Below are 25,930 nucleotides of genomic sequence, written 5' to 3'. Positions count from 1 at the left end.
GGCTGACCGAGAGCCTCGAACTTCTGCTCGTCGTAGTTGCGCCCGTCGCGGTCTGGCTCGCGCTCGCAGCCGACCAGGTCGCCGGCACGCTCGTCGGCGTCGACTTCCGCGCCGGCGTGTCGGTATTGCTGCCGACCCTGGTGCTCGCGCGCTTGTTCGGCATCGCCAATCAGTTCTATGTGCAGATCAGCTTCCAGCTTGCCGAGCGACCGTTCATGCTGGCGGCGCAGTCGTTCCTGACGCTGGTCGTCAGCGTGGCGTTGATGTTCGTGCTGGTGGCCGGCCATGGTCTCTACGGCGCGGCGCTGGCGACCCTTGCAACCGAAGCGATCGGTTTCCTCGTTGCCGTCGTGCTGATGCATCGCGCCCATCCGGTCCCGTTCGACCTCCACCGCCTCGCCGGCGTTGCGGTCTCCGCCGCGGCGATGGCGGCTGCGATCCTCGTGGCACGATCCCAGGTCAATGGCATCGGCCTCGTCCCGCTCATGCTCGTGAGCCTCGCCGGCGGGCTCGCTTATGCCGCTGCCGCGTGGTTGCTGAACATCGCAAACGTCCGGACGCTGTCGCTGCGTTTCCTGCGAACCTTCAACCGCAAGGCGCTGGGCGTTTAAGCCGCGATGCCTGACGAGGCTCGGCCTCAGCGTCTGAAGCTCTGAAAGCGCCGCCTGGCCTGGCGATGGCTCGGTTCCGACCGGAAGCGCACAGCCGCCCGGGTCTAGGGCGGAGGGCGATTTTGTTGCGTCCGTGGCCATAACTGTGCTTCTTGGGCGGCATGTCGGGAGCAGAGCAGATATGACCCAAGGAACGCCGGAAATCCGCGCATCGGCGCAGTTGCTTGCCCGCTATCGCGAGCCTGACAATACGCGGGGTGTCCTCGAACTGGCGATCACGGCGATCCCGTTCGTCGTCATCTGGGCTCTGATCTGGGTCGCTCTTGACCAGGGCTATTGGTTTGCCCTCCTGCTCGAGGTGCCCGCGGCGGGTTTGCTGGTCCGCCTCTTCATGATCCAACACGATTGCGGACACGGCTCGTTCTTCCGCGGCCGCGTTGCCAACGATTGGGTCGGCCGTGCCATCGGCGTGATGACACTGACGCCATACGGCTACTGGCGGCATAACCATGCGGGCCATCACGCGAATTCCGGCAATCTCGACCACAGGGGCTTGGGCGACATCGATACGTTGACCACGCGCGAATTTCTCGGGCGGTCGCGATGGCGCCGGACGCTGTATCGCTTGTATCGACATCCCCTCGTGATGTTTGGCGCCGGTCCCTCGTATTTGTTCATCTTGAAGCACCGATTGCCGGTCGGGATGATGCGTCGCGGCTGGAAACCCTGGTTGAGCACGATGGGCACGAACATCGCCCTCGCGGTTCTCGCCGTCACGATGATCTGGCTGGTCGGCTATGGGCCGTTGCTGCTTGTGCATCTGCCGATCGTTGTCCTGGCGGCGTCGATCGGTGTGTGGCTGTTCTACGTCCAGCACCAGTTCGAGCACACGCATTGGGCCCACGACGAGACCTGGAACTTTCACGACGCCGCGCTGCACGGCAGCTCTCACTACCAATTGCCGGGTGTCTTGCGATGGTTCACGGCAAATATCGGCGTCCACCACATCCATCATTTGTCCAGTCGAATTCCCTGCTATCGCTTGCAGGACGTATTGCGCGACCATCCGCAGTTCGCTGGTGTCGGGCGGATCACGCTGCTCCAGAGTTTGCGGACCGTGCGGCTGACCTTGTGGGACGAGGAACGGCAGCGGCTCGTCTCCTTTGGAGAGGCAGCCTTGTTTGGCAAGGCAGCCTTGTTTGAAAAGGCAGCCTTGACTCCAGTGGCTTAGCTTTACGCCGCCCCGCGCGGCCGCCGACCGGCGTGAATCCGCGCGATCGGAACGCGATGGGCGTCTAGCGGCCGTTCAACGTGGCTTCGCCGTCCGACGCCGGGCGCTGGCAGCCGTGTCACCGATCCCCGGTCATTCTGTCGCAGCGATAGACCGCCAGCTTCGGCCGCGCGGCGCCCTTCCGCCTGCGTTAACCGTCGTATATGAGATTTATCGCCGGAACGTGCCGAATGTCGCCACAGACGGAACGTAAGGCGGCTGCGATTTCTTAATTCAAAGATCGCAATCTGATCAATGACCGGCGGACTGGCATTTCGACCGAGGATGGCATGAGAAACCTGATGACAACGGCGCAATCCACCGTGGCGATGCGGCGTTGGGGGCCCCCCGGAATTGTGACCCTGGCGGCAATGCTCGCCTTTGCGGCCGTGGCTCCGGCCAATGCGGCCAAGCAGGCGCGTCAGCCGGCCGAGGCGGTGGCACCGCGCGAGGCCGGCGAACCGATCATGGCGATCGTGTCGATCAAGAGCCAGCAGGTCACCTTCTACGACGCCGAGGGCTGGATTTTTCGCGCGCCGGTTTCCACCGGCACGACGGGACGCGAGACGCCGGCCGGCGTCTTCGCCATCATCGAGAAGGACAAGGACCACCACTCGACCATGTATGACGACGCCTGGATGCCGAACATGCAGCGCATCACCTGGAACGGCATCGCGCTGCATGGCGGGCCGCTGCCCGGCTACGCCGCTTCGCATGGCTGCGTGCGGATGCCGTTCGGCTTTGCGGAGGGCCTGTTCGACAAGACCAACATCGGGATGCGGGTGATCATCTCGCCGAACGACGCGGCTCCGATCGACATCGTTCATCCCGCACTGTTCATGCCGAAGCGAGACGCCATTGCGGCGGCGCCGGGCCAAATCGGCAGGCTCTCCGGAGAGGCCGAGGAGGCCACAAGGGCGGCCGACGAGGCCAAGAAGGCCGCGACGGCGGCCGCGAAAGAGGCGGCATCGCTGCCGGCCTCGTTGCGCAAGCTGGAACAGCAGAAGACCCGCGCCGACGCCGAGCTCGCCTTCGCCGACAGGCAGCTCGCGGCCGCCAAGACCGATCAGGCCCGCGCCAAGGCCGAGGAGCTGAAGCAGAAGGCCGCCGACGCGGCGACGCAGCTCGATGCCGCCAAGAGCGCCGCACAACCGAAGCGCGACGCGGTGGCTGCCACGAAAGAGGCCGCCAAGGCGGCAGCGGCCAGGAAGGCCGATGCCGTGAAGGCCGCGACCGACGCAAAGCTCGCACTCGAGCCGGTCTCGGTCTACATCAGCCGCGCGACGCAGAAGCTCTACGTGCGGCGGAACACGCACAAGCCGGCACCGGACGGCGGCGGCGAGGTGTTCGACACCAGCATCGAGGTTCCCGTCACGATCCGCAATCCGGATCAGCCGCTCGGCACGCATATCTTCACCGCGATGGCGAAGACCGACACCGGCCTGCGCTGGAGCGTGGTCACGATCGAAGACAGCGACAACGCCAAGAACGCACTCGACCGCATCACCATCCCACAGGAGGTGCTCGATCGCATCGCGCCGACCGCGTTGCCGCGCTCCTCGATCATCATCTCGGACGAGCCGCTGAGCAGCGAGACCAACTACCGCACCGAGTTCGTCGCAGTGCTGAGCAACCAGCCCCAGGGCGGTTTCATCACGCGCAAGCCGACCGCGCCTCCGATGGCCATGGCGAGCGATGACGGCTGGGACAATGGCGGCAACGGTTTCGGCTTCTTCTTCCAGCGCGATCCGAATCCGCAGCCCGTCAATCCGCGCCGGCGCGGCCAGTATCAATATTATCAGCCGGCACAGCCGATGCAGCGGGGCTTCTGGTAGGAGCGGGCGGATCGAAGCTCGCACTATCGCCGCGCCTCGATGACGATAGCCTGGATCTTGCCTTCGATCGGTCCGGACCCATGGCGCGTTCGGATCGCCTCGGCGACGATGTCGGTCGCAGCCTGAAGCTTGCTGGCATCGCGTGCCTCGATCTCGCTGCGCAGCGGCGTGCCCTGGCAGAGCGCGATCGCGACGTGCTCGGGCGACGGGGCCCGGCTTATTTCAGCTCGCGTTTCGATCGATATGTCACGGAAGCCTGCGCGTTCGAGGTCGGTTCTGATGACGGCCTTGTCGTGATAGCCGTGCGGCGTCCGGGCCATGAAACGAGGCGGGTCGTCGGGAAACAGCTTTTCGAGCGCGACGGTCGCTTCATGCGTCAGCACATTGTCCTCGATGCGATCCCAGACGTTGAACACGAACGTGCCATTGCCGTTGAGGACGCGCTTCACTTCCCCGTAGGCCTTCACGCGGTCCGGAAAGAACATGGCGCCGAACTGGCAGCAGACCACGTCGAAGGCTGCATCGTCGAAGGGCAGGGCCGACCCGTCGGCCTGGCGCCACGAGATTCGATCGTCGTCTGCCTGACGCTGCGCCGCGACGGCGAGCATCGGCTCGTTGAGGTCGGTGGCGACATAACGGACACCGCGCGGCAGCGCCGCCGCCACCGCGCGCGTCACGGCGCCGGTGCCTGCCGCGATCTCGAGCAGCACGGAGGGAGACCGGGCCGCGACACGTCTTGCGATGTCGTCGGCGTAAACGGCGAAGATCATCGGCACCAGATATTCGTCGTAAAGCTTCGGGATCGAGCCGGCGAAAACCTTGTCAGTGTTGGACATGCTTGCCTCGCTGAAGTTCGGAGACGAGGCTCACGTTACCATGGATTGCCGTCTACCGCGCCAGCAGCGCGGTGAACCCGGCCGGTTCCTGCATCGCCTTCGCCGGCCAGCGTCATCGGCCCCCTCCGACCTCGCGGATCGGCCGCGTGCCGTCCCAGCTCAAAGCCGCCTGCCGGACCTTCTCGAAGAACGGCCCCTTGGTGCCGCTGATGTCGGAGATCTCGATCACGGTGCCTGGATGGGCCTGGGTGTCGAAATAGGCAAAGCGCCCTCTGTCGCCGCCGATCTGGCCCTCGTGGCCGATCCTGTAGCCGAGCCCGAGCGCCCTGTCGTAGAGCGCCTGGTAGTCGTGGCTCCAGTAGGACATGTGCTGGAGGCCTTCGTGGCCGGACTCGAGGAATTCCCTGTATAGCGAGGGCGCGTCGTTGCGCTGCTGGATCAGCTCGATCTGGAGATCGCCGGAATTGGCCAGCGCGATGCTCATCTCGACGGCGGAGTTTTCGCCGCGATGGCAAAACCAGTCGGTCTTGACGCGGTCCATGTAGTACCAGGGACCGACGCCCATCACCTCGATCCAGTGCTTCATCGCGGAGTGGATGTCCCGCACCACATAACCGTTCTGGCGTACCGCGCCGAAGATGCGGCTCATGCCCGCGCTCCTCTTGTCAGCTTGATCACTTCAGTTCAATGCCGGCGTCCTTGGCAACCTGCTTCCAGGCCGCGATGTCGCGGGCGTTGATGTCACGCTGCTCGTCGCCCGGCACGAATTGCGGCGTGATGCCAAGCCCCAGCAGCTTCTCCTTCACCTCGGCATCGGCGAGCGCGTCCTTCAGCGCCGCGGACAGCTTTCTTGCGATCGGTTCGGCAAGCCCCGCAGGCGCATACATCGCCCAGGACAGGCTGCGGTCGAACGGCACGCCTTGTTCCTTGTAGCTTGCGACATCCGGCAGGCTCGGCGAGCGTTCGCCGCAGGCGGCCAGCGCCTTGATCGAGCCGTCCTTCACCAGCGGCGTCGCGGTCGCCATGTCGAGCGTCGCCAGCGAGATGTGGCCGCCGAGCAGATCGCCGGCCAGTTTGGCGATGCCGTTGAACGGCACGTGGTCCATCTTGATTCCGGTCTGCTGCATCAGGATTTCCGCGCAGAACTGTCCGGTCGAGCCGACGCCCCAGCTTCCGTACTGGATCGGCTCGCCCTTCCTGGCCAGCGCGATCAGGCCCTTGATGTCGTTGGCGGCAAAATCCTTGGTCGCCACCAGCATGATCGAGGACGTGCCGATGCGCCCGATCGTGGTGAAATCCTTGATCGAATCGTAAGGCAGTTTCGGATAGATCGCCGGCGCCAGCACATGCGTGGTCATGCCGCCTACGGTGATGGTGTAGCCGTCATTCGCCGACGCCGCGACCATCTGGGTGCCGAGCGTGCCGGCAGCCCCGGTGTGGTTCTCGATATAGACGCTCTGTCCGAGCGTCTTGCCTATCCTGTCGCCGAGCAGTCGTCCGATCACGTCGCCGCCGCCACCGGCCGCATAAGGCAGCAGCATCCTGATCTTGTGCGTGGGATAGGCGGCCGGATCCTCGGCCCGCGCAGGCAGCACTGCCGAGAACGTTATGACCAATGACAAAGTTGCGGCGCGCAGCAGACGAAAATGGACGAAGCGCGCCATGACCTGATCTCCCCAGATTGCTCTCCGCTTCTTTTGACAGCGGAGTTGAAGCGCAAGACCGAACGAGCGATCGTGCCGGCGGTTGACTAGCGAACGATCGTTCGTTAGTCAAGCCCGCATGGCTGTCCACACCACCAGCGCGGCGGAAGCGGCTGCGCCCACGACCCGCGCGCGCATTCTCGCCGAGGCGCTCGATCTGTTCGCGCAGAGCGGCTATGGCGGCGCCTCGATGCGCGAGCTCGCGCGTCGCGTCGGCATTCGCGAGAGCAGCCTCTACAATCACTTCGCCGGCAAGGCCGCGATCCTCGAGGCGATCGTCAGCGAGCACGGCCCGGCCAGCTCGGCGAGCCGGCTGAAAGAGCCGCGCTACAAGCAGCTCGCGCGCCAGCCCGCCGCGTTCTGCCGCCAGTTTGCACTGGATCTCGTCGAGCAATGGTCCGATCCGCGCGAGCACCAGTTCCAGAAAGTGATCACCGCCGAGCGCAACCGCGTGCCCGGCATCCGCGCCAAATTCGCCGATCATTTCTATGCGCGCGAGCAGAGCATGATGACGGATTATTTCCGCGGCTTTGCGCTCGCCGGTCTCGTCTCGACGCCGGACCCACGCGAGACCGCGCGGCTGTTCGCGGCCGGGCTGATCTACATCCGTCTCGAGCATTACGTGATGGGCGCGGCACCGTCGCCGCGGCCGAAGGTGATCGAGGCGATCGACAGCTATCTCACCTTCTTCCTGTCGCTGATCGCGGCGGATGGCGGGACACAGGACAATAAGAAACGAAAAGCCAAGGGAGAGACTCGTGGCAAGGCTGCCCCTGATTGATCCGGAGACGACGAGCGGCAACATCCGCGCCTCGTTCGACCGCATGCCGGTCAAGCTGAATATTTTCCGCATGATGGCCCATGCCGAGGCCAACATGATCCCGGCGATGCGGCTCGGCAATTCGATCCTGCACAAGCAGAAGCTCAGTGCGGTCCATCGCGAGCTCCTGATCCTTCAGGCCGCCCAGCTCGAAGGCGGTGCCTATGAATGGCGCCAGCACGTGCCGATCGCGCTTGGTGTCGGCTGCACGCAAGCACAGATCGATGCGGTCGAGCGCGCCGATTACGATGCTGCCGGTTTGAGCGAGGCCGAGCGCGCGCTGCTGAAATTCGGCCGCGAAGTGGTCGAGCACGTTCGCGTTCCCGAGCAGATCTTCGCCGCCATGCGCGCGCATTTCAGCGACCAGGAGATCGTCGAATCCATTGTCGCGCTCGGCTTCTACATGATGATGGCGCGTGTCACCGAGGCGACCGAGACCGATCTCGACCCGGCAGCCGGCATGAAGGTCTACGACAGCGGCAAGAGATAGGCGGCGCGCATGCGTGAGAATTCCGAGACCAGGCTGGAGCGCTATGTTCGCGCGCCGAGTGCGGAATCGCTGGGCGAAGCGCCGGGCAGGGGACGCCTTGAGAGGCGTCGCATCCTGATCGTCGCCGGTGGCCAGCGTGTGTTCGACGCCGCCACCGATCCGATCGGCAACGGCCGCGCCATGAGCATTCTTTGCGCGCGCGAGGGCGCGAAGGTCGCGGTCGCCGATCTCAACCACACCTCCGCGCAGCAGACCGTCAAGCACATCACCGACGAAGGCGGCGAGGGCTTTGCCATCACGGCCGATGTCACCTCTGAATCCGACGTCCAGCGCATGATCGAGGAAGCACATCGCGCCATGGGCGGGCTCGACGGCATGGTCCTCAACATCGGCACCTTCGGCAAGGTCGGCCTCGACGCCGTCAGCCCCGAGGAGTGGAATGCGATCTACGACGTCAACGTTCGCGGTCCGATGCTGTGCTGCCGCGCGGCCTGCCGAAATACGGCAACGGCGGATCGATCGTCTTCATCTCCTCCATCGCCGCTCTGAAGGCCGGCTCGCAGATGGCGGTGTATGATTCCTCGAAAGCCGCGCTCGGCGGCCTCATGCGCAACATCGCCCATCTCGGATCGCGCCGCGGCATCCGCGCCAACCTCGTCTATCCCGGTCTCGTCGACACGCCGAACGGTCGCGAGGCCGGCGCCGGCCGCCCCTCGCGCGGCAAGGGTCACGTCCCGTTCGGCCGCCAGGCCACCGCCTGGGAAATCGCCTATGCCGTGCTGTTCTTCCTCTCGGACGAGAGCGTCTACGTCACCGCGCAAACGCTCGCGGTCGATAGCGGCCTGAGCGGGATGTGACGTCGATCCGTAACAGGCTGCGGCTCGACGCGACAGTTTCGCAGGGCCTGCTCATCTGATAAGCCTCAAAGGCATGAAAACCACACTGCTGAAATCCGAAGACTACGCCCGCTCGCCCTGGAAGAACGGCGGCGGCATCTTCACCGATATTGCGGATGCCCATCGCGCTGAATCCGTGAAGGATTGGGACAGCCTGCTCTGGCGCTTCGCGACCACGCCGATTGTGGCGCCGGGGCCATTCTCCCATATGCCCGGCATCGACCGCCTGCAGATGGTGGTCGGCGGACGCGGGCTGGTGCTGAAGTCGCCCACCGAGGAATTCGACGAGCGCGAGCCGTTTACGACGGTGCGCTTCACCGGCGAGCTCGAGATCGTGACCCGGCTCGAGGAAGGGCGAGTCGAGGTGGTGAATTTGATGGGCCGGCGCGGTGCGGTCGCGCTTGAGCTCGAAGCGCTTAAGGAGCCCGGTGAGCGGCGATTTTCCGCCGGCACGCATCTAATTTATGCGGCGCGCGGCGACTGCACTATCCGTCTCGAAGGCACGGATTTTTCGATTTCGCACGAAAACACCTTGAAAGTCGAACTGACGGGGGCATCGACGCTTGCGCTCGTCTCGGGGCTGGCCGTGCTGGGCTCTATCCAGGTCGTCGGCTGAACGGCGTTCCCGCCGATCAGAGCGATGCGTACAATCCATGCAACTGGCTAGGTTGACGCCGTCGCGCCGGAGCACGATATCTGCCTTGATGCAGGCCGCCGCCCCAAGCGCGATATGGGTGGCCACGATATGAACGGGCAGATATGACCGCGCCAGAGAACAAATCCGCCACGCTGTCCGACGGCGTCGTCGACTGGTTGATCAACGGCACGCGCGACCAGCGCTTTATCGACAATATCTTTGCCGAGATGTGCATCCGGCTTCAGCAGGCCGGCATTCCGCTGGCGCGCTCAACCCTTCACGTGCTGATCCAGCACCCGCAATGGCTGGGCGCCCGCTTCATGTGGGCCGACGGCATGCGCGAGGCAGAGATTGCACGGGTCGACCATGACGTCCGCGAGCGGTCTGAATATATCGGCAGTCCCGCCAACGAAATGTTCGACGGCGCGACCGAGTTGCGCGAAAATCTCGAGCAGGACCCAGCGCTCGGCCGCAATCACGCGCTCTACCGCGAGATGCGCGCGCAGGGCCTCACCGACTATGTGGCTTGGCCGCTCTATCATACGCTCGGCAAGCGCCATCTCGTCACCTTCGCGACCAACCGGCCCGGCGGCTTCGACGACACCCATGTCGCTGCCCTCAAGAACTTGTTGCCTGTGCTGGCGCTGGTCAGCGAGATCCGCGTTAAGAATCGATTGGCGCGAACGCTGCTCGAGACCTATGTCGGCTCCCATGCCGGCGAGCTCATCCTGGCCGGCGCCACGCGGCGCGGTACCGGTACGACGGTGCGCGCCGCGATCATGATCTGCGATCTGCGCGACTTCACCAAGATTTCCGACAATTGGCCGCGCGACGACGTCATCGATCTGCTCAACGATTATTTCGACGCGATGTCGGAGCCGATCGCGCGGCATGGCGGCGAGATCCTGAAATTCATCGGTGACGGCCTGCTCGCCATCTTTCCGCTGAGCGAGCCCAAGGCCTGCGCAAACCTGCTGCATGCCGTGACCGAAGCCAGGCAGGCCATGATCGCGTTGAACGCGCGCAACGACGGCACCGGCCGAGCGCCGCTGAACTACGGCATCGGCGTCCATGTCGGCGACGTCATGTACGGCAATATCGGATCGTCCACCCGGCTCGACTTCACCGTGATCGGTCCCGCCGTCAACATGGCCTCACGCCTCGAAGCCTTGACCAAGCAATTGGGAAAGAAAGTGTTGCTGTCACGCGACTTTGCCGAGCTGGTCGAGCGAGAGTTCGAGCTGGAGCATGTCGGAAAATATGAGGTGCGCGGCTTCAGCGATCCGATCGAGCTTTTTGCGTTTTGAAGATGACGGAGGCCCCCGGCTAAGCAGCGGGCGATCATCGAGTCCTGTTGCCAACGCAGGATTGTGTGACTACGCTCGGTGCGAAGCGCAACCAAGCGTTTCGTCCAAGCGTGTCATCGATCGGCCGCAGTACATGCCAAAATTCCTCCGCATCGGAATCCATCAGTCGAACGTATCGGGTTACACGTCGAAGGCGTGGTGTGTCCGGCGCGTTGGCACGGCGATCCTCCTGAAATGGGGCGCCGTGGAAGTCCAGGGCGCGGGTGACGGACGAAAGGTCTACTGGACGCGTCTGCCGCAGCAGAAGACAATTCGCTGCGGCAGCGCGCAGCGCGCCCAGGATTACGCCAAGGCCGCGATCGCGCGGCGCCGCAATCATCGCTATGAACCGCTGACCGGCGCGATCGTGCTCCGGCGCCGACCGGCCGCAGGCAACACCGAGCTCAAGCGGGCGCTTGCCACGATCCTGATCGTCGATATCGTCGGCTCCACCGCAAAAGCCGCAAAGCTCGGCGATGTCCGCTGGACCAAGATCATGGGCCATTATTACGCGGCGGTCCGCAAGGAGCTGAAGAGCTCGCGCGGCAAGGAAGTCACGACGACGGGCGACGGCGTGCTGGCGACGTTCAAGACGCCGGCCGCCGGAATCAATTGCGCGACCGCGATCCAGAAGGCCGTGCGTACGCTCGGCCTCGAGATCAGGGTCGGCCTGCATGCCGGCGAATACACCGTGAGTGGCACTGAGGCGGTCGGCCTGGCCTTCCACATCGGCACCCGCGTCGCCGCAAAGGCGAGCGCCGGCGAGGTGCTGGTGTCGAGCGCGGTGAAGGAGCTGATGGCGTCGCAGTCGGCGATCAACCTGAAAGATCACGGCATTCACCGGCTCAAGGGCGTGCCGGAAAAATGGAGACTCTATAGAGTGGAGGGGTGAGAGTGGGTGAAGCTCTCACCGTCCTTCGTAAACGGGTGGACGCTTCTGTGCCTCGGCATCCCGCCCTTCCTGGAAGTCCCTGGTCGTGAGCAGCGCACGATATTGGTCGCCAAGTTGGGCAAGCGCGGCCTCGGGGTCTTCGAGCGCAAGGTGCGAGGACGCAATCGAGGTCTTGATGCCGAGGGGAGCGCATGCGGCGATCTTCTCGGCGATCTCGACGGCCTTCGCGCGAGCGGCGTCGCGGTTTGTTGCCACCTCCTGAACCGTTCCCATCCGGAGCGCTTCGTTCGCATCCCAATGATCGCCCGTCAGAATGAACCGCATGGCATTTCCCCAGCCGGCTTCTCGTGGGAAGCGAACGGTTGAGCCGCCGCCGGGAAAGCGGCCGTGCGTGTTCTCGTCCTGGCCGAAATCCGTGTCTTCCGATGCTATGCGGATGTCCGCAACGAGGAAGATTTCGTGCGCCATATTCCAGGTATCGCCATGCACCGCGACAATCAGCGGCTTGGTGAGCGCCGGTTTGGTCCGCCCGAGAGGGTCGATGAAGCCGGGTCCCTCCATCATCGTCTTTCCCGATTGAGCAAATGCCTTGTAGGCGTCGACATCGACACCTCTGGAGAAGCGTTCGCCGTAGCCGAACAGAACCGCTGCACGCAGCGAGGGATCTCGATCGTACTGGTAGTAGGCTCTCGCCAGGCTCTCTGTCGCCTCCGGGTCCAGCCGATTGTCGATGCCAGGCCGGTTGATGCCGATCAGCACGATGTGGCCTTTGCGCTCGATGGTGATCTTCGTCCGCTCACCGTACGGAATGTCCGCCATCGGCGCGGACTCGTCAGATTGTGACATCATGGATTCTGTCTTCCCGTGCTGATGAGAGCGCTGCAGCGATGATGTGGTGTCATGCAGAAGATTGCATCAGGCCCGACATGGGCGATCGTGCGTATCGGAAAACGCATCTGCGTTTTCGAAACGACGATGAACGAGGGTGTGGGCTCAAGAGCGTGCCGGAGCGGTGGCGGGGTGGGGACTGAGGCGATTGCGCGCGGGGCGGATCCACGCCCTCATCTCATCTGGACGACGATTTTCCCCCTGGCTCGTCCCTTTTCGAGATAGGCCAGCGCGTCTTTCGCCTGTTCGAACGGAAAGACCTTGTCGATCACCGGCCGGATACGCTCCGCCTTGAGAAGCTCGCCGATCTCGGCGAGTTGCCTGCCGTCCGGGTGCACGAACACGAACGAATACTCCGCGCCGATCTTGCCGGCGCGGCGAATGATCTTGCGGCTCAGCCATCCGAACAGGAACACCATGACGACGTTCATCCCGCGGTCGCGCGCGAACGCGGCGTCCGGCGGCCCGACCAGCGAGGCAATCCTGCTCCCCCGCTTCAGGATCCGAAGCGATGTCTCGACCGCATCGCCCCTGAGCGTGCCCAGCACCGCGTCGTAGTCCCGCAGCGCTTCCTCGAATTGCTGGGTCTTGTAGTCGATCACCTCGTCAGCCCCGAGGCTGCGCACCAGATCGATATTTCCAGTGCTGGTCGTCGTCCCCACTTTGGCGCCGAAATATTTCGCGAGCTGGATCGCGAACGTGCCGATCCCGCCGGCGCCGGCGGGGATGAAGACTTTCTGGCCGGGTTTGAGACGTATGCGCTCCCTAAGAGCTTGCCACGATGTCAGGCCGACCATCGGGATCGAGGCCGCGTGCACGAAGTCCAGGTTCGGCGGCTTGAGCGCGGCGGCATCCTCCGGCACGGTCGCGAATTCGGCGAGAGCGCCTGTGCCGAGATCAAAGATGCTGGCGAAGACGGCGTCGCCCGGCTTGAAGCGGGTCACGCGGCTTCCGACCTCGACGACGACGCCCGCCAGGTCGCTGCCCAGCGTGGCCGGCAGTTCAAACTTCAGGATCGGCTTGAACGTTCCCTTCGGAATCATGTTGTCGATCGGGTTCAACCCCGCGGCATGAACCTGGACCAGGATTTCGTTCGGCTTCGGCGTCGGCCGCGGGATATCGGCCAACGCGATCTGGTCCGGCTTGCCGTAGCGCTTGAACACGAGGGCTCTCATTTTTTCTCTCGGTCCGAAGGTTCTTCGCACTGGCAAGATTGCGGCCCTCAGAAAGCCCGCGCGGTGCGGGCGGGCTGCAGCGCCGCCGTCGCATCCAGCCGCAAATCCTTTCGGATTCCGGCATCCACCAGGGCTGCGGGCGCGAACCGGCGCAGAAATCGCAGGCGCTTCGCAAGGCTGCCGGCCGCGTATTTGAGTTGCGGGCGCACCGCGCTCGCGGCCTTCAGCACGGCATCGGCCACGACGCCGGGCTGTTCGGCCGTCGCCATCACCTCGTTCACCCGCTTGGTCACGCCGGCGCGCGCCTCGCGATATTCGTCGAGCGTGGCGTCGGGCTCCATGAAGTTCGCGTCCAACGGCGTCTTGGTGTAGGCGGGCTCGACTACGGAGACCCGGATGCCCCGCGTGCGCAGTTCATGGTCGAGCGATTCCGAATAGCCTGCCACGGCGTGCTTGGTCGCGGCATAGAGCGCGCCGTAAGGCATCGGCAGAAAGCCGAGCACTGAGCCGATGTTGATGATGCGGCCGCTTCCATGGCGCCGCATGTGCGGCACGACGGCGCGCGTCATCCGGATCAGGCCGAAGAAGTTCGTCTCGAAAATCGCGCGCGCCTGCTCCATCGAGCTCTCTTCCGCGCCGGCAGGGGCAACGCCGAAGCCGGCGTTGTTGACGAGCAGGTCGATGCGACCCTCGCGCCGGATCACTTCGCCGACGGCGGCTTCCACCGATGCATCGCTGGTGACGTCGAGAGCCAGCATCTCGAACGCCTGCTTGCCCGCCTGCGCGCCCCGCCTGCTGGTGCCGAACACCTTGTAGCCGGCGTTCGCGAGTCGCTCCGCCGTCGCCTGGCCGATGCCTGAGGAGGCGCCGGTCACTAGCGCGATCTTCGGTGTAATCCTGTTCATAATGCCTCTCCGACGCCACTACCGGGCCTGAAATCGTTTGATTACGATCGTAACTATTGATATACATGACGATCGTAATTATAAAAGTCAAGCCCCGCCTCTAAGGATCGGTCCCATGCGCGTCTCAAAGGAACAGGCCGCCAAAAATCGCGAGCATATTCTCGAGACCGCCTCGCGCCTGCTGCGGGAGCGCGGCATCGCCGGCGTCGGTGTCGACGCGCTCGCCGAGGCGGCCGGGATGACGCACGGCAGCCTCTATAGCCAGTTCGGCTCCAAGGAGCGGCTGGTCGAGGAGGCGGTGGCCCATGCGATCGACGCCAAGGGTCAGGAATTCCCCGAGGCCTTCGAGCTCGAGGACTATGTTTCGCACTATCTCTCGCCGGGGCATCGCGACGATCCCGCCGCCGGCTGCCCCTTCGCTGCGCTCGCCTGTGAAGTGTCACGTCAAAGCAGCGGCCTGAAGCAGCGTTTCACCGCCGGCGTGCGCGGCGTGATCGGCTTGCTGAGCAGCCGAATGGCCACCGATCTGAAGCCACGCCAGCGCGAGGACAAGGCGCTCGCCGCCGCCGCCTCCATGGTGGGAGCCCTCGTGCTTGCCCGCGCCGTGGACGATCCCAAGCTGTCGGACGATATTCTTCGCGCGACGAGGAATTCGCTGGCGGGGTGAGGCCGCGTCCCGGCGGGGCGCCGAAAGTCCGGAACAAAATTCCGGTGACGACGTTCGACGTCGCGGACAGCCAAAAGCGATGGCTGCCGATCTTCGACATCGACATACTTTCGAACGCGCATGGATGACTACAGCGATCTGGTGCTCGGCATGTTGGCCCTGGCCGTCGCTGCCCTCCTGTTGGTGGCGGGCGAGCTCTATCTCGTGACCCGGCCAGAGCCGCCGCAAACTCACGCGCCGGCCCCACCGGTCGTTACATCGTCGGCCGAAACCATTTTTTGTCATGTCGATTTTGGAGCGTAAGCAGACCAACTCGAAGAGGTGGGCAATGGGAAGCACTGCAACTGTTCCGATGCTGTCGTCTGAGGGCGGATTGACACATTACCTGGCGGAAATTCGCAAGTTTCCGATGCTGCGGCCCGATCAGGAAATCGCCTACGCCAAGCGATGGCGCGAGCACGGCGACCGCGAGGCAGCCTATCATCTCGTCACAAGCCATCTGCGGCTCGTTGCCAGGATTGCGATGGGATATCGCGGCTACGGCCTGCCGGTTGCGGACATCATTTCCGAAGGAAACGTCGGCCTGATGCACGCCGTCAAGCGTTTTGAGCCGGAGCGGGGCTTTCGGCTCGCGACCTACGCGATGTGGTGGATCAAGGCGTCGATCCAGGAATACATCCTGCGGTCCTGGTCGCTGGTCAAGATTGCCAACAGCGGGGCGCAGAAGAAGCTGTTCTTCAAGCTTCGCCGGACCAAGGCGGAAATTTCCGCCCTGGAGGATGGTGATCTCCGCCCCGAGCACGCCAGCCGGATCGCGCGGCGGCTCGGCGTGCAGGAGAACGACGTCATCGAGATGAACCGGCGCCTCGGCGGCGACCTGTCGCTCAATGCCTTGGTGCGCGACGCCGACGGCGGCGAAGTCCAGGACTGGCTCGTCGACCCCGCGTCCAGTCCTGAAGCCGCGTACGCCGAGCAGGAAGAAACCAGACGGAGGCGTGAAGCCCTCGCCGGCGCCATGGGCGTCCTCAAGCCGCGCGAGCGCGACATTCTCGAGGCGCGCTGGCTCTCCGAGCCGCCGCTGAGACTTGAGCAGCTCGCGGCACGGTATGGCGTTTCACGCGAGCGGGTGCGGCAGATCGAAATGCGCGCGTTCGAAAAGGTTCGGGCTGCTATCGGCGGGCGCCTGGCAGCCGGCTCTTGAAACCAAATCGCCGCCTCCTAATTCTTTTGGCAGCCGCATGCGAGTGCGGTGCCGGACGCCAAAGCAGGGTCCGGCAAGGCCATCGGGGCTCGCCCCGGTGATGCTCTTAATCCATGTTGCTCACAGGAGGATGTGGTTATGAGAACCGACGATATGTCTCCCCTCTGGCGTTCGACCATCGGTTTCGACCGCCGTTCCGCCGCGTCGCATCGCGATCGATGCTGCCGGCAATGCCGACCCGAAATCGAGCACAAGCAGGCGGCCTGACGAGTTGATCGTCCGGGCTTTGCAGCGCGTGCGTGGCCCTCGCCGCGCGCCGAGCTGCGCCAATCGACAATCAAGACAGGAGATAAGGAGAAACGACAATGGCACTACGCGATCTCATTCCGTGGAACAACGGCTCACGCAATATGGCCGTTCAGCGCGGCGAAGCCGGCAACCCGCTGCTTGCGCTTCATCGTGAGATGAACCGGCTGTTCGACGACGCCTTCCGCAGCTTTGATCTCAGTCCGTTCGGCTCCTCGACCGCAATGGGCTGGCCGAACGTCGAACTCGACGAGAGCGACAAGGAAGTGAAGGTCGTCGCCGAGCTTCCCGGTCTCGAACAGAAGGACGTCAACGTCGAGCTTGCCAACGGCGTGCTGACGATCAGCGGCGAGAAGAAGAGCGAAACGGAAGACAAGGAACGTCTCTTCAGCGAGCGTTACTATGGCCGTTTCGAGCGGCGCATTCCGGTCGATGACGTCGACCAGGACAAGGTCGCGGCTTCCTTCAACAACGGCGTTCTCACCGTCACCCTGCCGAAGTCACCGGCGGCACAACAGAAGGTGAGGCGCATCGCGATCAACGGCAAGTAAGCATGAAGCGGCGGGCGGGAGCCACCGCTCTCGCCCGCGTCCGGCCGGCGGCGGCATTCGCGTCCGTCGGCTCGCTGCAAAATTTTACGGAACGCTCGGAAACTTCAATTCCGGTCTGGCGTTTTGCGGTCGGTTTCCAAGTTCTGGGAGTCGCATATGAAGAAACTTGCGTTGGTCCTGACGATGATCTCGGCCCTGTTCGTGGCGGCGGCCTCGCCGGCGCAAGCCCATGGCTGGCGCGGCGGCTGGCACGGCCATTGGGGAGGTCCCGGCATCGGCTTCGGTCTTGTTGCCGGTGCGCTTGCGGCCGGGCTCGCGGCCGATGCTTATTATGGCCCGCGCTACTATGGCCCGCCCTACGGCTATTATGGACCGCGCGTCGTGCGGCGGGCCTATTATGTGCCTTACGCCTACGCTCCGCCGCCTTATTGGGATCCCTGGTGGTGACGAGACAAGGCCCGGATCATCATCCGGGCCTTTTGCGTGAGGGCAATCGGTCAGCGGTTCGCGGCGCGCCTATTTGCGGTTCGCTCCCGTCGAGCCTGAGCCCGGCATAGCCTGCTGACCGCCCTGGGTTTGCCTGGTGTCGTTGTCGCCTGGCCGGGTCGTGGAGGACTTGGCCGGTGCGTTCGCGCCGCCGCCATTGTTGTCCGATGACGTGTTGAGGCCGGAGGCTCCCGCTCCCGTCGTGCCGCCGGTGCCTGAGGAGTCGATGCTCGACCCGGTCCTGGACGCACCCGCGCCGCCTTGCGCGAATGCGGAAGAGGGGAATGCGAGAGCCGCAACGAGCCCTGCGAGAACCAGCTTTTTCATGTCCGCTCCTGTGCTTGACGTCGTCACATGCCGTGCCGAGGCAAAGATCTCGGCACGCACCTGTTCCTGGGCGGGAGCGGAAATCCCGCGACAGCGACGATGAGTCATCCCGAGCTCATCGCACGCGGGGCGATCCGTTCCTGCGCCTGCGGCGTCAACTCGTAGCGATCGCCGGCTTTCACCAGCCAGCCCGCCTCGATCATGCGTCGCGTCATGCCTGCGCTGCACAGCGGGTGGCTGCCGCCGGGATGAAACAGCGCGCCCTCGCGTTCGATCAGGTAGCCGTAGAGCCGCGCCTGTCGAAGCGGGTTTTGCATCCCTGGTGTGGGCGCCTCCATGGTCTCTCGCGCAGTCCTCCAAGACGGCCTGAGATGCCGGGCCGATCCCCCGTCAGGCGGCCCCGGCCTGTGGCCCGGGGGCGGGGCTTCGAGCCGAGGCCGCCATTGCCGGAATCGCAAGGACCCGGCGCGGCCCAATACGCAACGGCCCCAGGTCGTTCCAACGACGTCGTTCCTGCGAGCTCGGTCCTACAAACTATGCGTTGCTCTTTCCGGATGGGTGTCGGCAAGGCGAATTGCCTAGGCCGACCAACGATCCTGCTCTTCCTGGTGAGCATGCTCGTTCAGCCGTTCGGCGATCTGATCCGCGATCGTGTCCGACTCGGCCGAGGCCACCGGCTCGCCCTTGTGGGTCCTGAGCTTGTCCTTGTCGGCTTCGATGGGGAAATCGTCGGGCTTCAGTCCGGCATCTTTGGTCATGCTGCGCCTCATTGTGTTTCTCGCATCCGGAAAACACGGGCGAGGGCCGTTCGTTGCTGGAACAATGAAGGCGCAATCGAAAGCCACAGCCTGGCGCAAGCGCCGCGCGGCCCGCGCTTTGCTCAGGCCCCGCCGACGGCCCGGATCACGGTCCCGCTGCCGCCGCACGTCGCGCAGGGCGCGCCGTCGATCCGCCCCTTGCCATGGCAATCCGGACACACATCTTCGCCGGTGCCCATCGTCCCCGGTGCGGCTTCGTCCCCGGGGTTGAGCGCCGCCGAACCCGTCGGCGGTGTCCCGGTCTTTACGCCCTCCGTGTCGGTCTTGGTCATCTGCAGCTCCCTCGAAAAGACCGCAACGCGTCTTGCCGCAGGAAGTGCCAATCGTGATGTCAGATGCGGTGAACGTCAGTCGCGAGCCTGCGCAACCTGGGAAAGTACGCCGTCCGCATTGGAGGCCATCACCTCATCATCACCGCACGCCCGTGCCTTTGCAGCGCTGGCACTTCACCACCTTGTCGCCCTTCTTGAGCAGGCCTTTGCCTTCGCAGTTCTTGCATTTCTGCTTCTTCTTGATGTTCGGGCCTTTTTCATTGGTCATGGACGGCTCCTGCCGCGAAAGAGCGGTTGATTGAGCATTGTATGGGCGGGTTCTCGGCGAGAACACGCAGCGTTTCTGGTGGGGCAGCCCAGCGGAACAGCCGAACGGTGCCAGATAAGCCCTACGCTCATGTCGGCTTCGGCACCACCCGCACAACGATGGCGCGTGATCGCGCCGATTGTTCGTCGCCACACGGCTCCCCGGCCTCGGAACGTTCACCGCCTAAACGCATTTAGGTGGTGTCAGATGATGGAGGCCTGAATGGCGAGCGGACTGGCGCACCGGCGCTTGGCGTTGAACGGGATGTCGATCTTCTATCGCGAAGCGGGACGCGCCGGCGCGCCGGTCCTGCTGCTGCCGCACGGCTATCCCTGTTCCTCCTTCCAGTTCCGCCGGCTGATGCCGGCGCTCGCGGACCGGTGGCGGACGATCGCGTTCGACTGGCCGGGCTTTGGTTACAGCGGCACGCCCGACCCGTCGGAATTCGCCTATGATTTCGATGCCTATGCAGACGTGCTGGCCGGCCTCGCCGATGCGCTCGGCCTCGGACGATACGCCTTGTGGCTCCACGATTACGGCTCCCAGATCGGGCTAAGGCACGCGATCGCTCACCCCGAGCGGATCGCCGCGCTCATCATCCAGAACGGCGATATCTATGAGGATGTGCTGGGCCCGAAATACGCGACCATCAAGGCCTGGTGGGCGGACAAGACGCCGGCGAGGCACCGCCCGCTCGAGGAGGCCGTGAGCGAGGATGGCTTCCGTGCGGAGTTCGTTGGCGAAGTGACGGACGACGTCGCTGCCCGGGTGCCGCCCGACCTCTGGAAGCTTCATTGGCCACTCATGGACACGCCAGTGCGCCGACAGGTCTGCGTCGGGCTGATGGAGAAGCTGGAGGAGAATCTCGGCTGGTTCGCGCGCTATCAGGCGTATCTGCGCGAGCACCGTCCTCCAACGCTCGTGGTGTGGGGCCCCGAAGACGGATACATGCCGGCCGAGTCCGCCCGCGCCTATCGCCGCGACTTGCCTGATGTCGATCTGCACCTGCTCGACGGCGCCGGACACTGGCTGCTCGAGACGCATTTCGATGAGGCGCTGCCCCTGGTCCGCGCCTTCCTTGCGGGTGTCCATGCCTGATCGTCCCACGGCGCGGCCTTCGCCGCGCTGGTGTCCCTTCGCCGCCTAAAGGAGGAAGCAAGCATGCCAACCAATCCTTCCATCGCACGAATCTGGCGTGGTCGTACCCGGCGGGACATCGCCGACAGCTACGAGCAATATCTTCCGCTGAAGGCATTCCGCCGCTCGAGAAGACGGCGCTCGGCGTCCAGCTGCTGCGCGAGGACCTTGACGAGGAGACATGGTTCACGACCATCTCTTACTGGTCCGACATGCAGGCAATGACTGCCTTCACCAAGGCCGAGCCGACCAAGGTGCATCACCTCGACCGCGATCCCGAACTCCTGATCGAACTCCCTCAAAGGGTGGAAATCCACCGCGTTCTGGTCGATCGGTACGGCATGCGCTGAGCACGACGGTGCGCAACTTTGTCCTCTTCGCCGCAATGTCGTTGATCTGGGGGCTGACCTGGGCCGCCATCAAGGTCGGGCTCGGCGATCTGCCCCCGCTGCTGCTCGCCGCCGCGCGATACCTGCTGGCGGCCGCACTGCTGGCCATCGGGGTGCGCGGGGCCGGCGCCGCATTCGCCGAAGGCCGCGCACGGCCAACGATCGTTTCAGCTCTGCTGGTCAACACCGGCACCTACGGCTTGCTGTTCTGGGGGATGCAGCACGTGCCATCAGGGCTGTCGGGGCTGGTCAACCTTACCCTGATTCCGGTCCTGCTGTTCGCCCTCGCCGCGTTGACCGGCGAGGAGAGGCCGACCTGGCATCATGCCGTCGTGCTCGCGATCGGTTGTGTCGGTGTCATCGGGCTGTTCTGGGCGCGGCTCGGGGCCGAGTCCGATGCGAGCGGCCTTGGGCTCGCGGCGATCGTCGCCGCGACCGTGAGCTATTGCGTCGGCAGCGTGGTCGCGCGTCCGTTGGTCGGTCCGGTGAAGCCCCTGGCGCTGACGATGGTGCAGGCGGCGATCGGCGGCGCCGCCCTGCTCGGCCTTTCGCTGGTGCTGGAACCCGTATCGAGAGACACGCTCGACGCTTTCCTCACTCCGGCGGCAATCGGCAGCCTGTTGTTCCTGTTGCTGCTCGGAACGATCGTGGCTTATACGATCTATCTCGTGCTGCTGCGTGAATGGGGTACGATGCGCGCAGGTCTGTATGCCTTTGTCTCTCCGATCATCGCGCTTGGCACCGGTGCGTGGTTGTTCGGCGAGGCGATCGGCTGGCTCGAGATCGGCGGCGCTGCCCTCATGCTGGTGGCCGCCGCGATGGCGCTGCTCCGGCCTTGGGAAGAACGTCCGACGTGAAGCGTTTGCGCAGCATCGCCGATCGACCGCCGCCGCTTCACCGCGTAGCGGGGAATCTGGCGCTCGATTTCGCCAACACGATCAGCTGGCGCGGCACGGACCAAGAGGTCGATCACTTGCGCGACGCCGAGGGAATGCTGGCCTGGGCAAGGGATGCTGGACTGGTGGGCGTCGATTTTTCGCTTAATGCAAGGCAGCGGGCGTTGCTGGCCGAAGATGGCCGGCGCCTGCGCAACGCGATCGACAAAGTAGGCGCTGCGATCGCGGACGGCGATGAACCGCCGGCGCTGGGCATGGCGGTGATCCACGATGTTGCGGCCCGTACCTTCACGGCCGCATTGCTGACCGGTTCGCCGGCCACCATCGAATTCACGCACGGGGACCGGATCCTTGGTCCGCTTGCCTGGGCTGCGGTCGACCTGCTGCGCGGCGACGAACTCGACCGATTGAAACGATGTCCACAGCACGACTGCCACTGGCTGTTCATCGATCGCACCAAGAACAGATCCCGTCGCTGGTGCGAAATGGCCACCTGCGGAAACCGCGCAAAGATGCAATCGCGCCGGTAAGCCGACAGCTGCCTTGAACAACAAGCCTCCAGCTCTATTTTGCGCTCGAGAAAGCATCCGCTGCGTAGACGACCTTGCCGCCCACGACCGTCAGCAGAGACGCCGTGGCGCCAATCTGCTCGACGGGGACGGACAGGAAATCCCGATCGAGAATCGCGAAGTCGGCGAGCTTGCCGGTCTCCAGCGTGCCGCGCCGCGTCTCGTCGAAGCAGAACCACGCGCTTCCCACGGTGTAGAGGCGCAAGGCATCTTCGCGGCTGGGTGTTTCGTCCGGGCCGCGCGTCGAGAGTCCGCCGACGGTCTTGCCGTCGAGCATCCATTGCAGCGCCACGAACGGATTGTAGGATGCGACCCGATGCGCATCCGTGCCGGCCCCGACATGGACTCCCATGCGCAACGCCGTGACGAGGGGTGGCATGCTGCGGGCGGCTTCGCCGACCTGCGCCACGATACGGTCACCTCCGAGATACATCGCGTCCTGCATGGTCCAGCCGATACCAAGGGCTTTCATGCGCGCCAGCGTTTGGGGCGAGGTGTTGTCGAGATGGGCGATGGACCAGCGCAACGGCGCGAGCGGCGTCTCCTTGTTGACCTCGTCATAGAGGTCCAGGAGGTGATGGACGGATTTGTCTTCCTGCCAGTGGATGGTGACTGTCAGCCCTTGTTTGGCCGCCCAGCGAATGATCTCGCGGAACTTGTCCTTGGCGGCCGCGTCGGGCGCATTGTTGTTGTACATGGCGCCGGTGATCCGCTCGCCTAGTCCGTTGAACCGCAGCATGTCGTCGCCGAATCCCATCGGCAGGAACGGCGTGAGAGTCTTGTACTCGTCGAATTCCGCGCCGACATTCTGGGCGAACAGGCTGAAGGCAACGCGAACCGACAATGATTTGTCACGCCAGAGCTTTTGCAAGGCCGCGTAGTGGCTGGGATAGATGCTGAAGCCGCCGGGATCCACGATCCCGGTCACGCCGAGACGATTGAGCTCCGTGAAGAACTGCCGGGTCCCGGCGACATTCTCCTCGAAATTCGGCCTCGGCAGCCGATCGAACAGCGCGGAGATACTGACGATGGAGCCGTTGAGCCACCCCGTGGCGTCGCCCGATGCGGCGCGTTCGGTCGTGATCCCGGCCGACAACTGATCCGCGGACATCCCGAGGGCTTGCTGCGCTTTGGGCGTCATCAGCACCGCCGAATAGAACAGCTGGATGTAAGCCGGATTGTCGGGAACGGCCGCCATCACCTCGGCGAGCGTTGGCCGCCGCTTCTCAGTAAACTGCAATTCGCTCCAGCCGCCGGCCACGATGATCCAGGATGCCGGGCGCGCTGTTGCCGCCTGGCGCAAGCGTTCCATGGCCTCGGGAATCGTCTTTGCGCCGATCCAGTTGACCTCGGTTGCGTAGGTGAGGCCGGCGCGCACGGCGTGAATATGGGAATCGATCAATCCCGGAATGATGGTGCGTCCACCTGCGTCGACCCGGCGCGTCGCGGGCCCGATCAGGCCTTCCACGGCATCGTTGCCGCCAATAGCAACGATCTTGCCGTCGCGGACTGCGAGAGCCTGCGCGATCGTCGATGCGGGATCCAGCGTCACGAGCTTTGCGTTCGTGACAATGAGGTCGGCCTTTTGTGCGTAAGCCAAACTGGCCCAGCACGAGATCACCAAAATCGCCAGAAGCTTTCGCATCATCAGTCCCGACATGAGAGAGGCCGAAGCGGCGCCACACATCCGCCGCCGGATGCGCTCGCGGACATCGCGTGTCGCAACGGGGAGTATCGTGATCCTGACCATGTCTGGCTCCAACAAAATCAGCCGGTCCACCGGAAAATCCGGTCAAGGCCCAAGTTTGATTTTGCAGCCCGCCTTCGCCGGTTGGGCTTCGGCGCGGCAGCCTTCGTTTGTGGCTCCGGCTTGCCTAGCCGAAGCTCGCGAAGCGAGCGAAGGCTGGCGGGCCCGGCAGGACTCGAACCTGCAACCAGACCGCTATGAGCGACGGGATAATGATCGGTCTTGTCTGCGTTTGGAAGTGCCGGAGGAGATTATGCCAGACGGTAGCATCGCCTTGCCAGACGAACATCTTGCTTCCCTCCATGGGATCGTTGAGTTCCTGAGGCGGCGCAAAATAAATTTCCTGCTTTTCGAGCTCGTGGAATTCATCGAGGACAGCGCTGGTGCGGCGAAAGCGAAAAAGATCGGTTGTAGGCTATCGGCCGCTGCGATGTTGAAGGTGCCCAAAAGTCTCTTATATAGCGCATCTTACGTCGGTCGGTAGAAAGCGATACCCTCAGTCGCCCGAGTACATCACGTCCGAAACCGCAAACTCCTGCTCGATGAAGCGGCGTGCCAGCCGGTGCATGACGCGGGCAGCCGTATGCAGGCGGACAATCTAAAGGGCATCGTCGGGATCGGACGTTGAGTGCTTTCCCGCATGCGCAACCGCAATACGGCATGAATCGTGTATATATTTATGCGGCGGTTCGCTGCCGCATATGGCGAGGAAGCGGCTGATATCGTCGTCTCTCTTGGACTTGCTGCGCAGCGTTTCGAGATTCGTGAGAAACCATTTTCGCGCGGCTTCCTTTCCGGGATATCTGATCTCGATGATTTTGTAGTAGTTCAGCACGGCGTAGCTGACGAATTCATTTTGCTGCGCGTTCCGCGCCTCCCGGTAGAGCGCAAGGGCGCGCCGTGCTTCCTCGGAATCCGGTATCTTCCGGTCGAAGATGTAGTCGTACGCTGTTGTGAACGCGAGGTCGCGCTTTGAGACCGGAACGGGGACGGGATTGCCCGACCACCCATGCTGTGCAATCGCGAAGTTATCGTCGCACCATGCCATCACGCTAAGAAAGCGGTTGATGACCGTCATAGCGCCTCGTTCGTCGAGGCGGTTGGCCGTCAGATCGATGTGGGCCGATTGCACGTTTTCGTTGGTCTTGGGCATGAGCACCAACTGGTACCGATCGAACGTGATGAGCTTTTCCTCCTTGGGCCAGGTGACCTGATTGTCCACGCCGACATGGAGATAGCGCGAGCCATTACGCACGCCGAGCTTACGGTAACGTTCCTGTTCGGCTTCTTCGGAATCGTATTCGGAGCCGTCGCCGTCAGGTGGCGCGGGAAAGCGCTCGGCCAGCGCACATTCCCGGGCCAGCCGGCGAAAGAACTCCTGCGTAAACGACAGTTCGCGCAGCGTTGGCGCATTCATCCGATCGCGGTCAGGGTCGAAATCGACTTCGCGTCCGGGCGAGATCAGCGAGACCGCTTCTTTTGGTACAAAATAGACTCGCTGCTTTTCCCCGTTGCGCCGGTACATGACCTCGGCGCCGCCATGACTGTTCATGCCGGTTTCAGCCATGGTAAGGGTCATCCGGATGAACTCCTTTCGGGCTCCGTCATCTGCCAGAAGCGCAGCAATGACGTCGCTCAGCGTCTCGGCCATGAAGAACGACGCCTCGGTGCCTCCAACGGGCCGCAACCCCTCCAGTATGATCGCGACATGCCCGGCCCAACCGGGATGCGTCGGGACAAGCCCAAACACGGCAGCGGCTATATGCTTGCCCGACAGCTTCTCTTCGCGCCGCTCCCTTCCGCGCGGGAGCCGGTCGTAGCGACGCAGTGACTCAAATCGCTGCTCCAATTCCTGCGGCGTGCTGTAAGACACGTCGCTGTTCTGGCACAGCAGCCCAAGAATACGGGCCAGATTCTTTGCATACATCGCCACTCTCTTCCCATGGCCCGACC

Annotated in this window: 30 protein-coding genes and 2 pseudogenes; 19 read left to right on the top strand and 13 right to left on the bottom strand. The window is 64.0% G+C overall.

The genetic code is table 11. The annotated features are described in order from the left end of the window. The 3 genes from IVB32_RS32030 to IVB32_RS32020 all read left to right on the top strand — a co-directional run. Window positions 1-611 (top strand): polysaccharide biosynthesis C-terminal domain-containing protein (locus IVB32_RS32030; RefSeq protein ID WP_247412658.1); only part of this gene is annotated, 611 nt, incomplete at its 5' end. A 181-nt stretch (window positions 612-792) separates the two neighbouring features. Then, a complete protein-coding gene (locus IVB32_RS32025) occupies window positions 793-1,842 on the top strand; it encodes a fatty acid desaturase (protein ID WP_018455677.1) in 1,050 nt (349 codons plus the stop codon). Between the two features lie 329 nt (window positions 1,843-2,171). Next, window positions 2,172-3,716 carry a L,D-transpeptidase gene (locus tag IVB32_RS32020; protein ID WP_247372470.1) on the top strand — a complete coding sequence of 515 codons (1,545 nt, stop codon included), beginning with the start codon at window positions 2,172-2,174 and terminating at the stop codon, window positions 3,714-3,716. 23 nt (window positions 3,717-3,739) lie between these two features. Here IVB32_RS32020 and IVB32_RS32015 read toward each other — a convergent pair whose 3' ends face one another. The 3 genes from IVB32_RS32015 to IVB32_RS32005 all read right to left on the bottom strand — a co-directional run bounded on the left by IVB32_RS32015 (window position 3,740) and on the right by IVB32_RS32005 (window position 6,216). After that, window positions 3,740-4,552 carry a class I SAM-dependent methyltransferase gene (locus tag IVB32_RS32015; RefSeq protein ID WP_247294648.1) on the bottom strand — a complete coding sequence of 271 codons (813 nt, stop codon included), beginning with the start codon at window positions 4,550-4,552 and terminating at the stop codon, window positions 3,740-3,742. A 112-nt stretch (window positions 4,553-4,664) separates the two neighbouring features. Beyond that, window positions 4,665-5,201, bottom strand: a complete 537-nt coding sequence (locus IVB32_RS32010; protein WP_247372473.1) for a VOC family protein — start codon at window positions 5,199-5,201, stop codon at window positions 4,665-4,667. Window positions 5,202-5,226: 25 nt separating this feature from the next. Then, complete coding sequence (locus IVB32_RS32005) at window positions 5,227-6,216, bottom strand: tripartite tricarboxylate transporter substrate binding protein (RefSeq protein WP_247372474.1); 990 nt, start codon at window positions 6,214-6,216, stop codon at window positions 5,227-5,229. A 118-nt stretch (window positions 6,217-6,334) separates the two neighbouring features. On the opposite strand from IVB32_RS32005, the gene IVB32_RS32000 reads away from it, so the two are divergent. The 6 genes and pseudogenes from IVB32_RS32000 to IVB32_RS31975 all read left to right on the top strand — a co-directional run bounded on the left by IVB32_RS32000 (window position 6,335) and on the right by IVB32_RS31975 (window position 11,336). Then, the gene (locus IVB32_RS32000; RefSeq protein WP_247372476.1) at window positions 6,335-7,036 is read left to right on the top strand and encodes a TetR/AcrR family transcriptional regulator; all 702 of its coding nucleotides are present in this window, start codon (window positions 6,335-6,337) and stop codon (window positions 7,034-7,036) included. Next, window positions 7,014-7,565, top strand: a complete 552-nt coding sequence (locus IVB32_RS31995) for a carboxymuconolactone decarboxylase family protein (protein WP_247372478.1) — start codon at window positions 7,014-7,016, stop codon at window positions 7,563-7,565. Before IVB32_RS32000 ends, IVB32_RS31995 begins: the two co-directional genes overlap by 23 nt. 9 nt (window positions 7,566-7,574) lie before the next feature. Next, window positions 7,575-8,422 (top strand): annotated as a pseudogene (locus tag IVB32_RS31990) (SDR family oxidoreductase). 73 nt (window positions 8,423-8,495) lie between these two features. Next, window positions 8,496-9,077: a HutD family protein gene (locus IVB32_RS31985; protein WP_247363737.1), complete on the top strand. Its 582-nt coding sequence runs from the start codon at window positions 8,496-8,498 to the stop codon at window positions 9,075-9,077. Window positions 9,078-9,220: 143 nt separating this feature from the next. Further along, window positions 9,221-10,405 carry an adenylate/guanylate cyclase domain-containing protein gene (locus IVB32_RS31980; RefSeq protein WP_247372480.1) on the top strand — a complete coding sequence of 395 codons (1,185 nt, stop codon included), beginning with the start codon at window positions 9,221-9,223 and terminating at the stop codon, window positions 10,403-10,405. Between the two features lie 133 nt (window positions 10,406-10,538). Beyond that, window positions 10,539-11,336 (top strand): adenylate/guanylate cyclase domain-containing protein, encoded by a 798-nt coding sequence (locus IVB32_RS31975; protein WP_247372482.1) that lies wholly within the window; start codon window positions 10,539-10,541, stop codon window positions 11,334-11,336. 15 nt (window positions 11,337-11,351) lie between these two features. Here the strand turns inward: IVB32_RS31975 and IVB32_RS31970 are convergent, their stop codons facing one another. The 3 genes from IVB32_RS31970 to IVB32_RS31960 all read right to left on the bottom strand — a co-directional run bounded on the left by IVB32_RS31970 (window position 11,352) and on the right by IVB32_RS31960 (window position 14,304). After that, window positions 11,352-12,185, bottom strand: a complete 834-nt coding sequence (locus IVB32_RS31970) for an enoyl-CoA hydratase-related protein (RefSeq protein ID WP_247395445.1) — start codon at window positions 12,183-12,185, stop codon at window positions 11,352-11,354. Between the two features lie 212 nt (window positions 12,186-12,397). After that, window positions 12,398-13,399 carry an NADP-dependent oxidoreductase gene (locus IVB32_RS31965; RefSeq protein ID WP_247372488.1) on the bottom strand — a complete coding sequence of 334 codons (1,002 nt, stop codon included), beginning with the start codon at window positions 13,397-13,399 and terminating at the stop codon, window positions 12,398-12,400. 47 nt (window positions 13,400-13,446) lie between these two features. Beyond that, window positions 13,447-14,304, bottom strand: coding sequence for an oxidoreductase (locus IVB32_RS31960; protein ID WP_247412657.1), 858 nt, complete (start codon window positions 14,302-14,304; stop codon window positions 13,447-13,449). 115 nt (window positions 14,305-14,419) lie between these two features. Between IVB32_RS31960 and IVB32_RS31955 the strand changes: the two genes are divergently transcribed. The 5 genes from IVB32_RS31955 to IVB32_RS31935 all read left to right on the top strand — a co-directional run bounded on the left by IVB32_RS31955 (window position 14,420) and on the right by IVB32_RS31935 (window position 17,476). Continuing rightward, window positions 14,420-14,971 carry a TetR/AcrR family transcriptional regulator gene (locus IVB32_RS31955; RefSeq protein ID WP_204513726.1) on the top strand — a complete coding sequence of 184 codons (552 nt, stop codon included), beginning with the start codon at window positions 14,420-14,422 and terminating at the stop codon, window positions 14,969-14,971. 120 nt (window positions 14,972-15,091) lie between these two features. Beyond that, window positions 15,092-15,274, top strand: a complete 183-nt coding sequence (locus tag IVB32_RS31950; protein WP_018455661.1) for a hypothetical protein — start codon at window positions 15,092-15,094, stop codon at window positions 15,272-15,274. Window positions 15,275-15,299: 25 nt separating this feature from the next. After that, window positions 15,300-16,172, top strand: coding sequence for an RNA polymerase sigma factor RpoH (gene rpoH, locus IVB32_RS31945; RefSeq protein ID WP_247372491.1), 873 nt, complete (start codon window positions 15,300-15,302; stop codon window positions 16,170-16,172). A gap of 365 nt (window positions 16,173-16,537) precedes the next feature. After that, on the top strand, window positions 16,538-17,029 hold the full coding sequence (locus IVB32_RS31940; protein WP_085350347.1) for an Hsp20/alpha crystallin family protein: 492 nt from the start codon (window positions 16,538-16,540) through the stop codon (window positions 17,027-17,029). Window positions 17,030-17,185: 156 nt separating this feature from the next. Further along, on the top strand, window positions 17,186-17,476 hold the full coding sequence (locus tag IVB32_RS31935) for a hypothetical protein (RefSeq protein ID WP_085350348.1): 291 nt from the start codon (window positions 17,186-17,188) through the stop codon (window positions 17,474-17,476). A 69-nt stretch (window positions 17,477-17,545) separates the two neighbouring features. Here IVB32_RS31935 and IVB32_RS31930 read toward each other — a convergent pair whose 3' ends face one another. The 5 genes from IVB32_RS31930 to IVB32_RS42865 form a co-directional block, all read right to left on the bottom strand. Further along, window positions 17,546-17,842 carry a hypothetical protein gene (locus IVB32_RS31930; protein WP_026232997.1) on the bottom strand — a complete coding sequence of 99 codons (297 nt, stop codon included), beginning with the start codon at window positions 17,840-17,842 and terminating at the stop codon, window positions 17,546-17,548. 104 nt (window positions 17,843-17,946) lie between these two features. Then, window positions 17,947-18,180 carry a hypothetical protein gene (locus IVB32_RS31925; protein ID WP_026232996.1) on the bottom strand — a complete coding sequence of 78 codons (234 nt, stop codon included), beginning with the start codon at window positions 18,178-18,180 and terminating at the stop codon, window positions 17,947-17,949. Between the two features lie 240 nt (window positions 18,181-18,420). Further along, window positions 18,421-18,600 (bottom strand): hypothetical protein, encoded by a 180-nt coding sequence (locus tag IVB32_RS31920; RefSeq protein ID WP_247372493.1) that lies wholly within the window; start codon window positions 18,598-18,600, stop codon window positions 18,421-18,423. A gap of 122 nt (window positions 18,601-18,722) precedes the next feature. After that, window positions 18,723-18,932 (bottom strand): hypothetical protein, encoded by a 210-nt coding sequence (locus IVB32_RS31915; RefSeq protein WP_018455654.1) that lies wholly within the window; start codon window positions 18,930-18,932, stop codon window positions 18,723-18,725. Between the two features lie 139 nt (window positions 18,933-19,071). After that, a complete protein-coding gene (locus tag IVB32_RS42865) occupies window positions 19,072-19,200 on the bottom strand; it encodes a hypothetical protein (RefSeq protein ID WP_018455653.1) in 129 nt (42 codons plus the stop codon). Window positions 19,201-19,461: 261 nt separating this feature from the next. On the opposite strand from IVB32_RS42865, the gene IVB32_RS31910 reads away from it, so the two are divergent. The 4 genes and pseudogenes from IVB32_RS31910 (at window position 19,462) to IVB32_RS31895 (ending at window position 22,191) form a co-directional block, all read left to right on the top strand. Next, on the top strand, window positions 19,462-20,337 hold the full coding sequence (locus IVB32_RS31910; protein WP_247372495.1) for an alpha/beta hydrolase: 876 nt from the start codon (window positions 19,462-19,464) through the stop codon (window positions 20,335-20,337). Between the two features lie 63 nt (window positions 20,338-20,400). Continuing rightward, a pseudogene (locus IVB32_RS31905) lies at window positions 20,401-20,726 on the top strand (hypothetical protein). Between the two features lie 8 nt (window positions 20,727-20,734). Then, a complete protein-coding gene (locus IVB32_RS31900; protein ID WP_247372497.1) occupies window positions 20,735-21,622 on the top strand; it encodes an EamA family transporter in 888 nt (295 codons plus the stop codon). After that, entirely contained in the window at window positions 21,619-22,191 is a 573-nt protein-coding gene (locus IVB32_RS31895) for an ABATE domain-containing protein (RefSeq protein WP_085350352.1), read from the top strand. The genes IVB32_RS31900 and IVB32_RS31895 overlap by 4 nt, the downstream gene beginning before the upstream one ends. Window positions 22,192-22,225: 34 nt before the next feature. Here IVB32_RS31895 and IVB32_RS31890 read toward each other — a convergent pair whose 3' ends face one another. Continuing rightward, complete coding sequence (locus IVB32_RS31890; RefSeq protein ID WP_247372499.1) at window positions 22,226-23,980, bottom strand: amidohydrolase; 1,755 nt, start codon at window positions 23,978-23,980, stop codon at window positions 22,226-22,228. Here IVB32_RS31890 and IVB32_RS31885 point away from each other — a divergent pair. Beyond that, a complete protein-coding gene (locus IVB32_RS31885) occupies window positions 23,967-24,461 on the top strand; it encodes a hypothetical protein (protein ID WP_247412656.1) in 495 nt (164 codons plus the stop codon). The genes IVB32_RS31890 and IVB32_RS31885 overlap by 14 nt on opposite strands. A gap of 114 nt (window positions 24,462-24,575) precedes the next feature. Here IVB32_RS31885 and mauJ read toward each other — a convergent pair whose 3' ends face one another. Further along, window positions 24,576-25,904: a methylamine utilization protein MauJ gene (mauJ, locus tag IVB32_RS31880; RefSeq protein WP_247412654.1), complete on the bottom strand. Its 1,329-nt coding sequence runs from the start codon at window positions 25,902-25,904 to the stop codon at window positions 24,576-24,578. Window positions 25,905-25,930: the final 26 nt, after the last annotated feature.

Source organism: Bradyrhizobium sp. 23, assembly GCF_023073295.1.
GTDB lineage: Bacteria > Pseudomonadota > Alphaproteobacteria > Rhizobiales > Xanthobacteraceae > Bradyrhizobium > Bradyrhizobium canariense_D.
The sequence above is the reverse complement of the archived record's forward strand: the minus strand, read 5'-3'. Positions and strand labels throughout refer to the sequence as shown.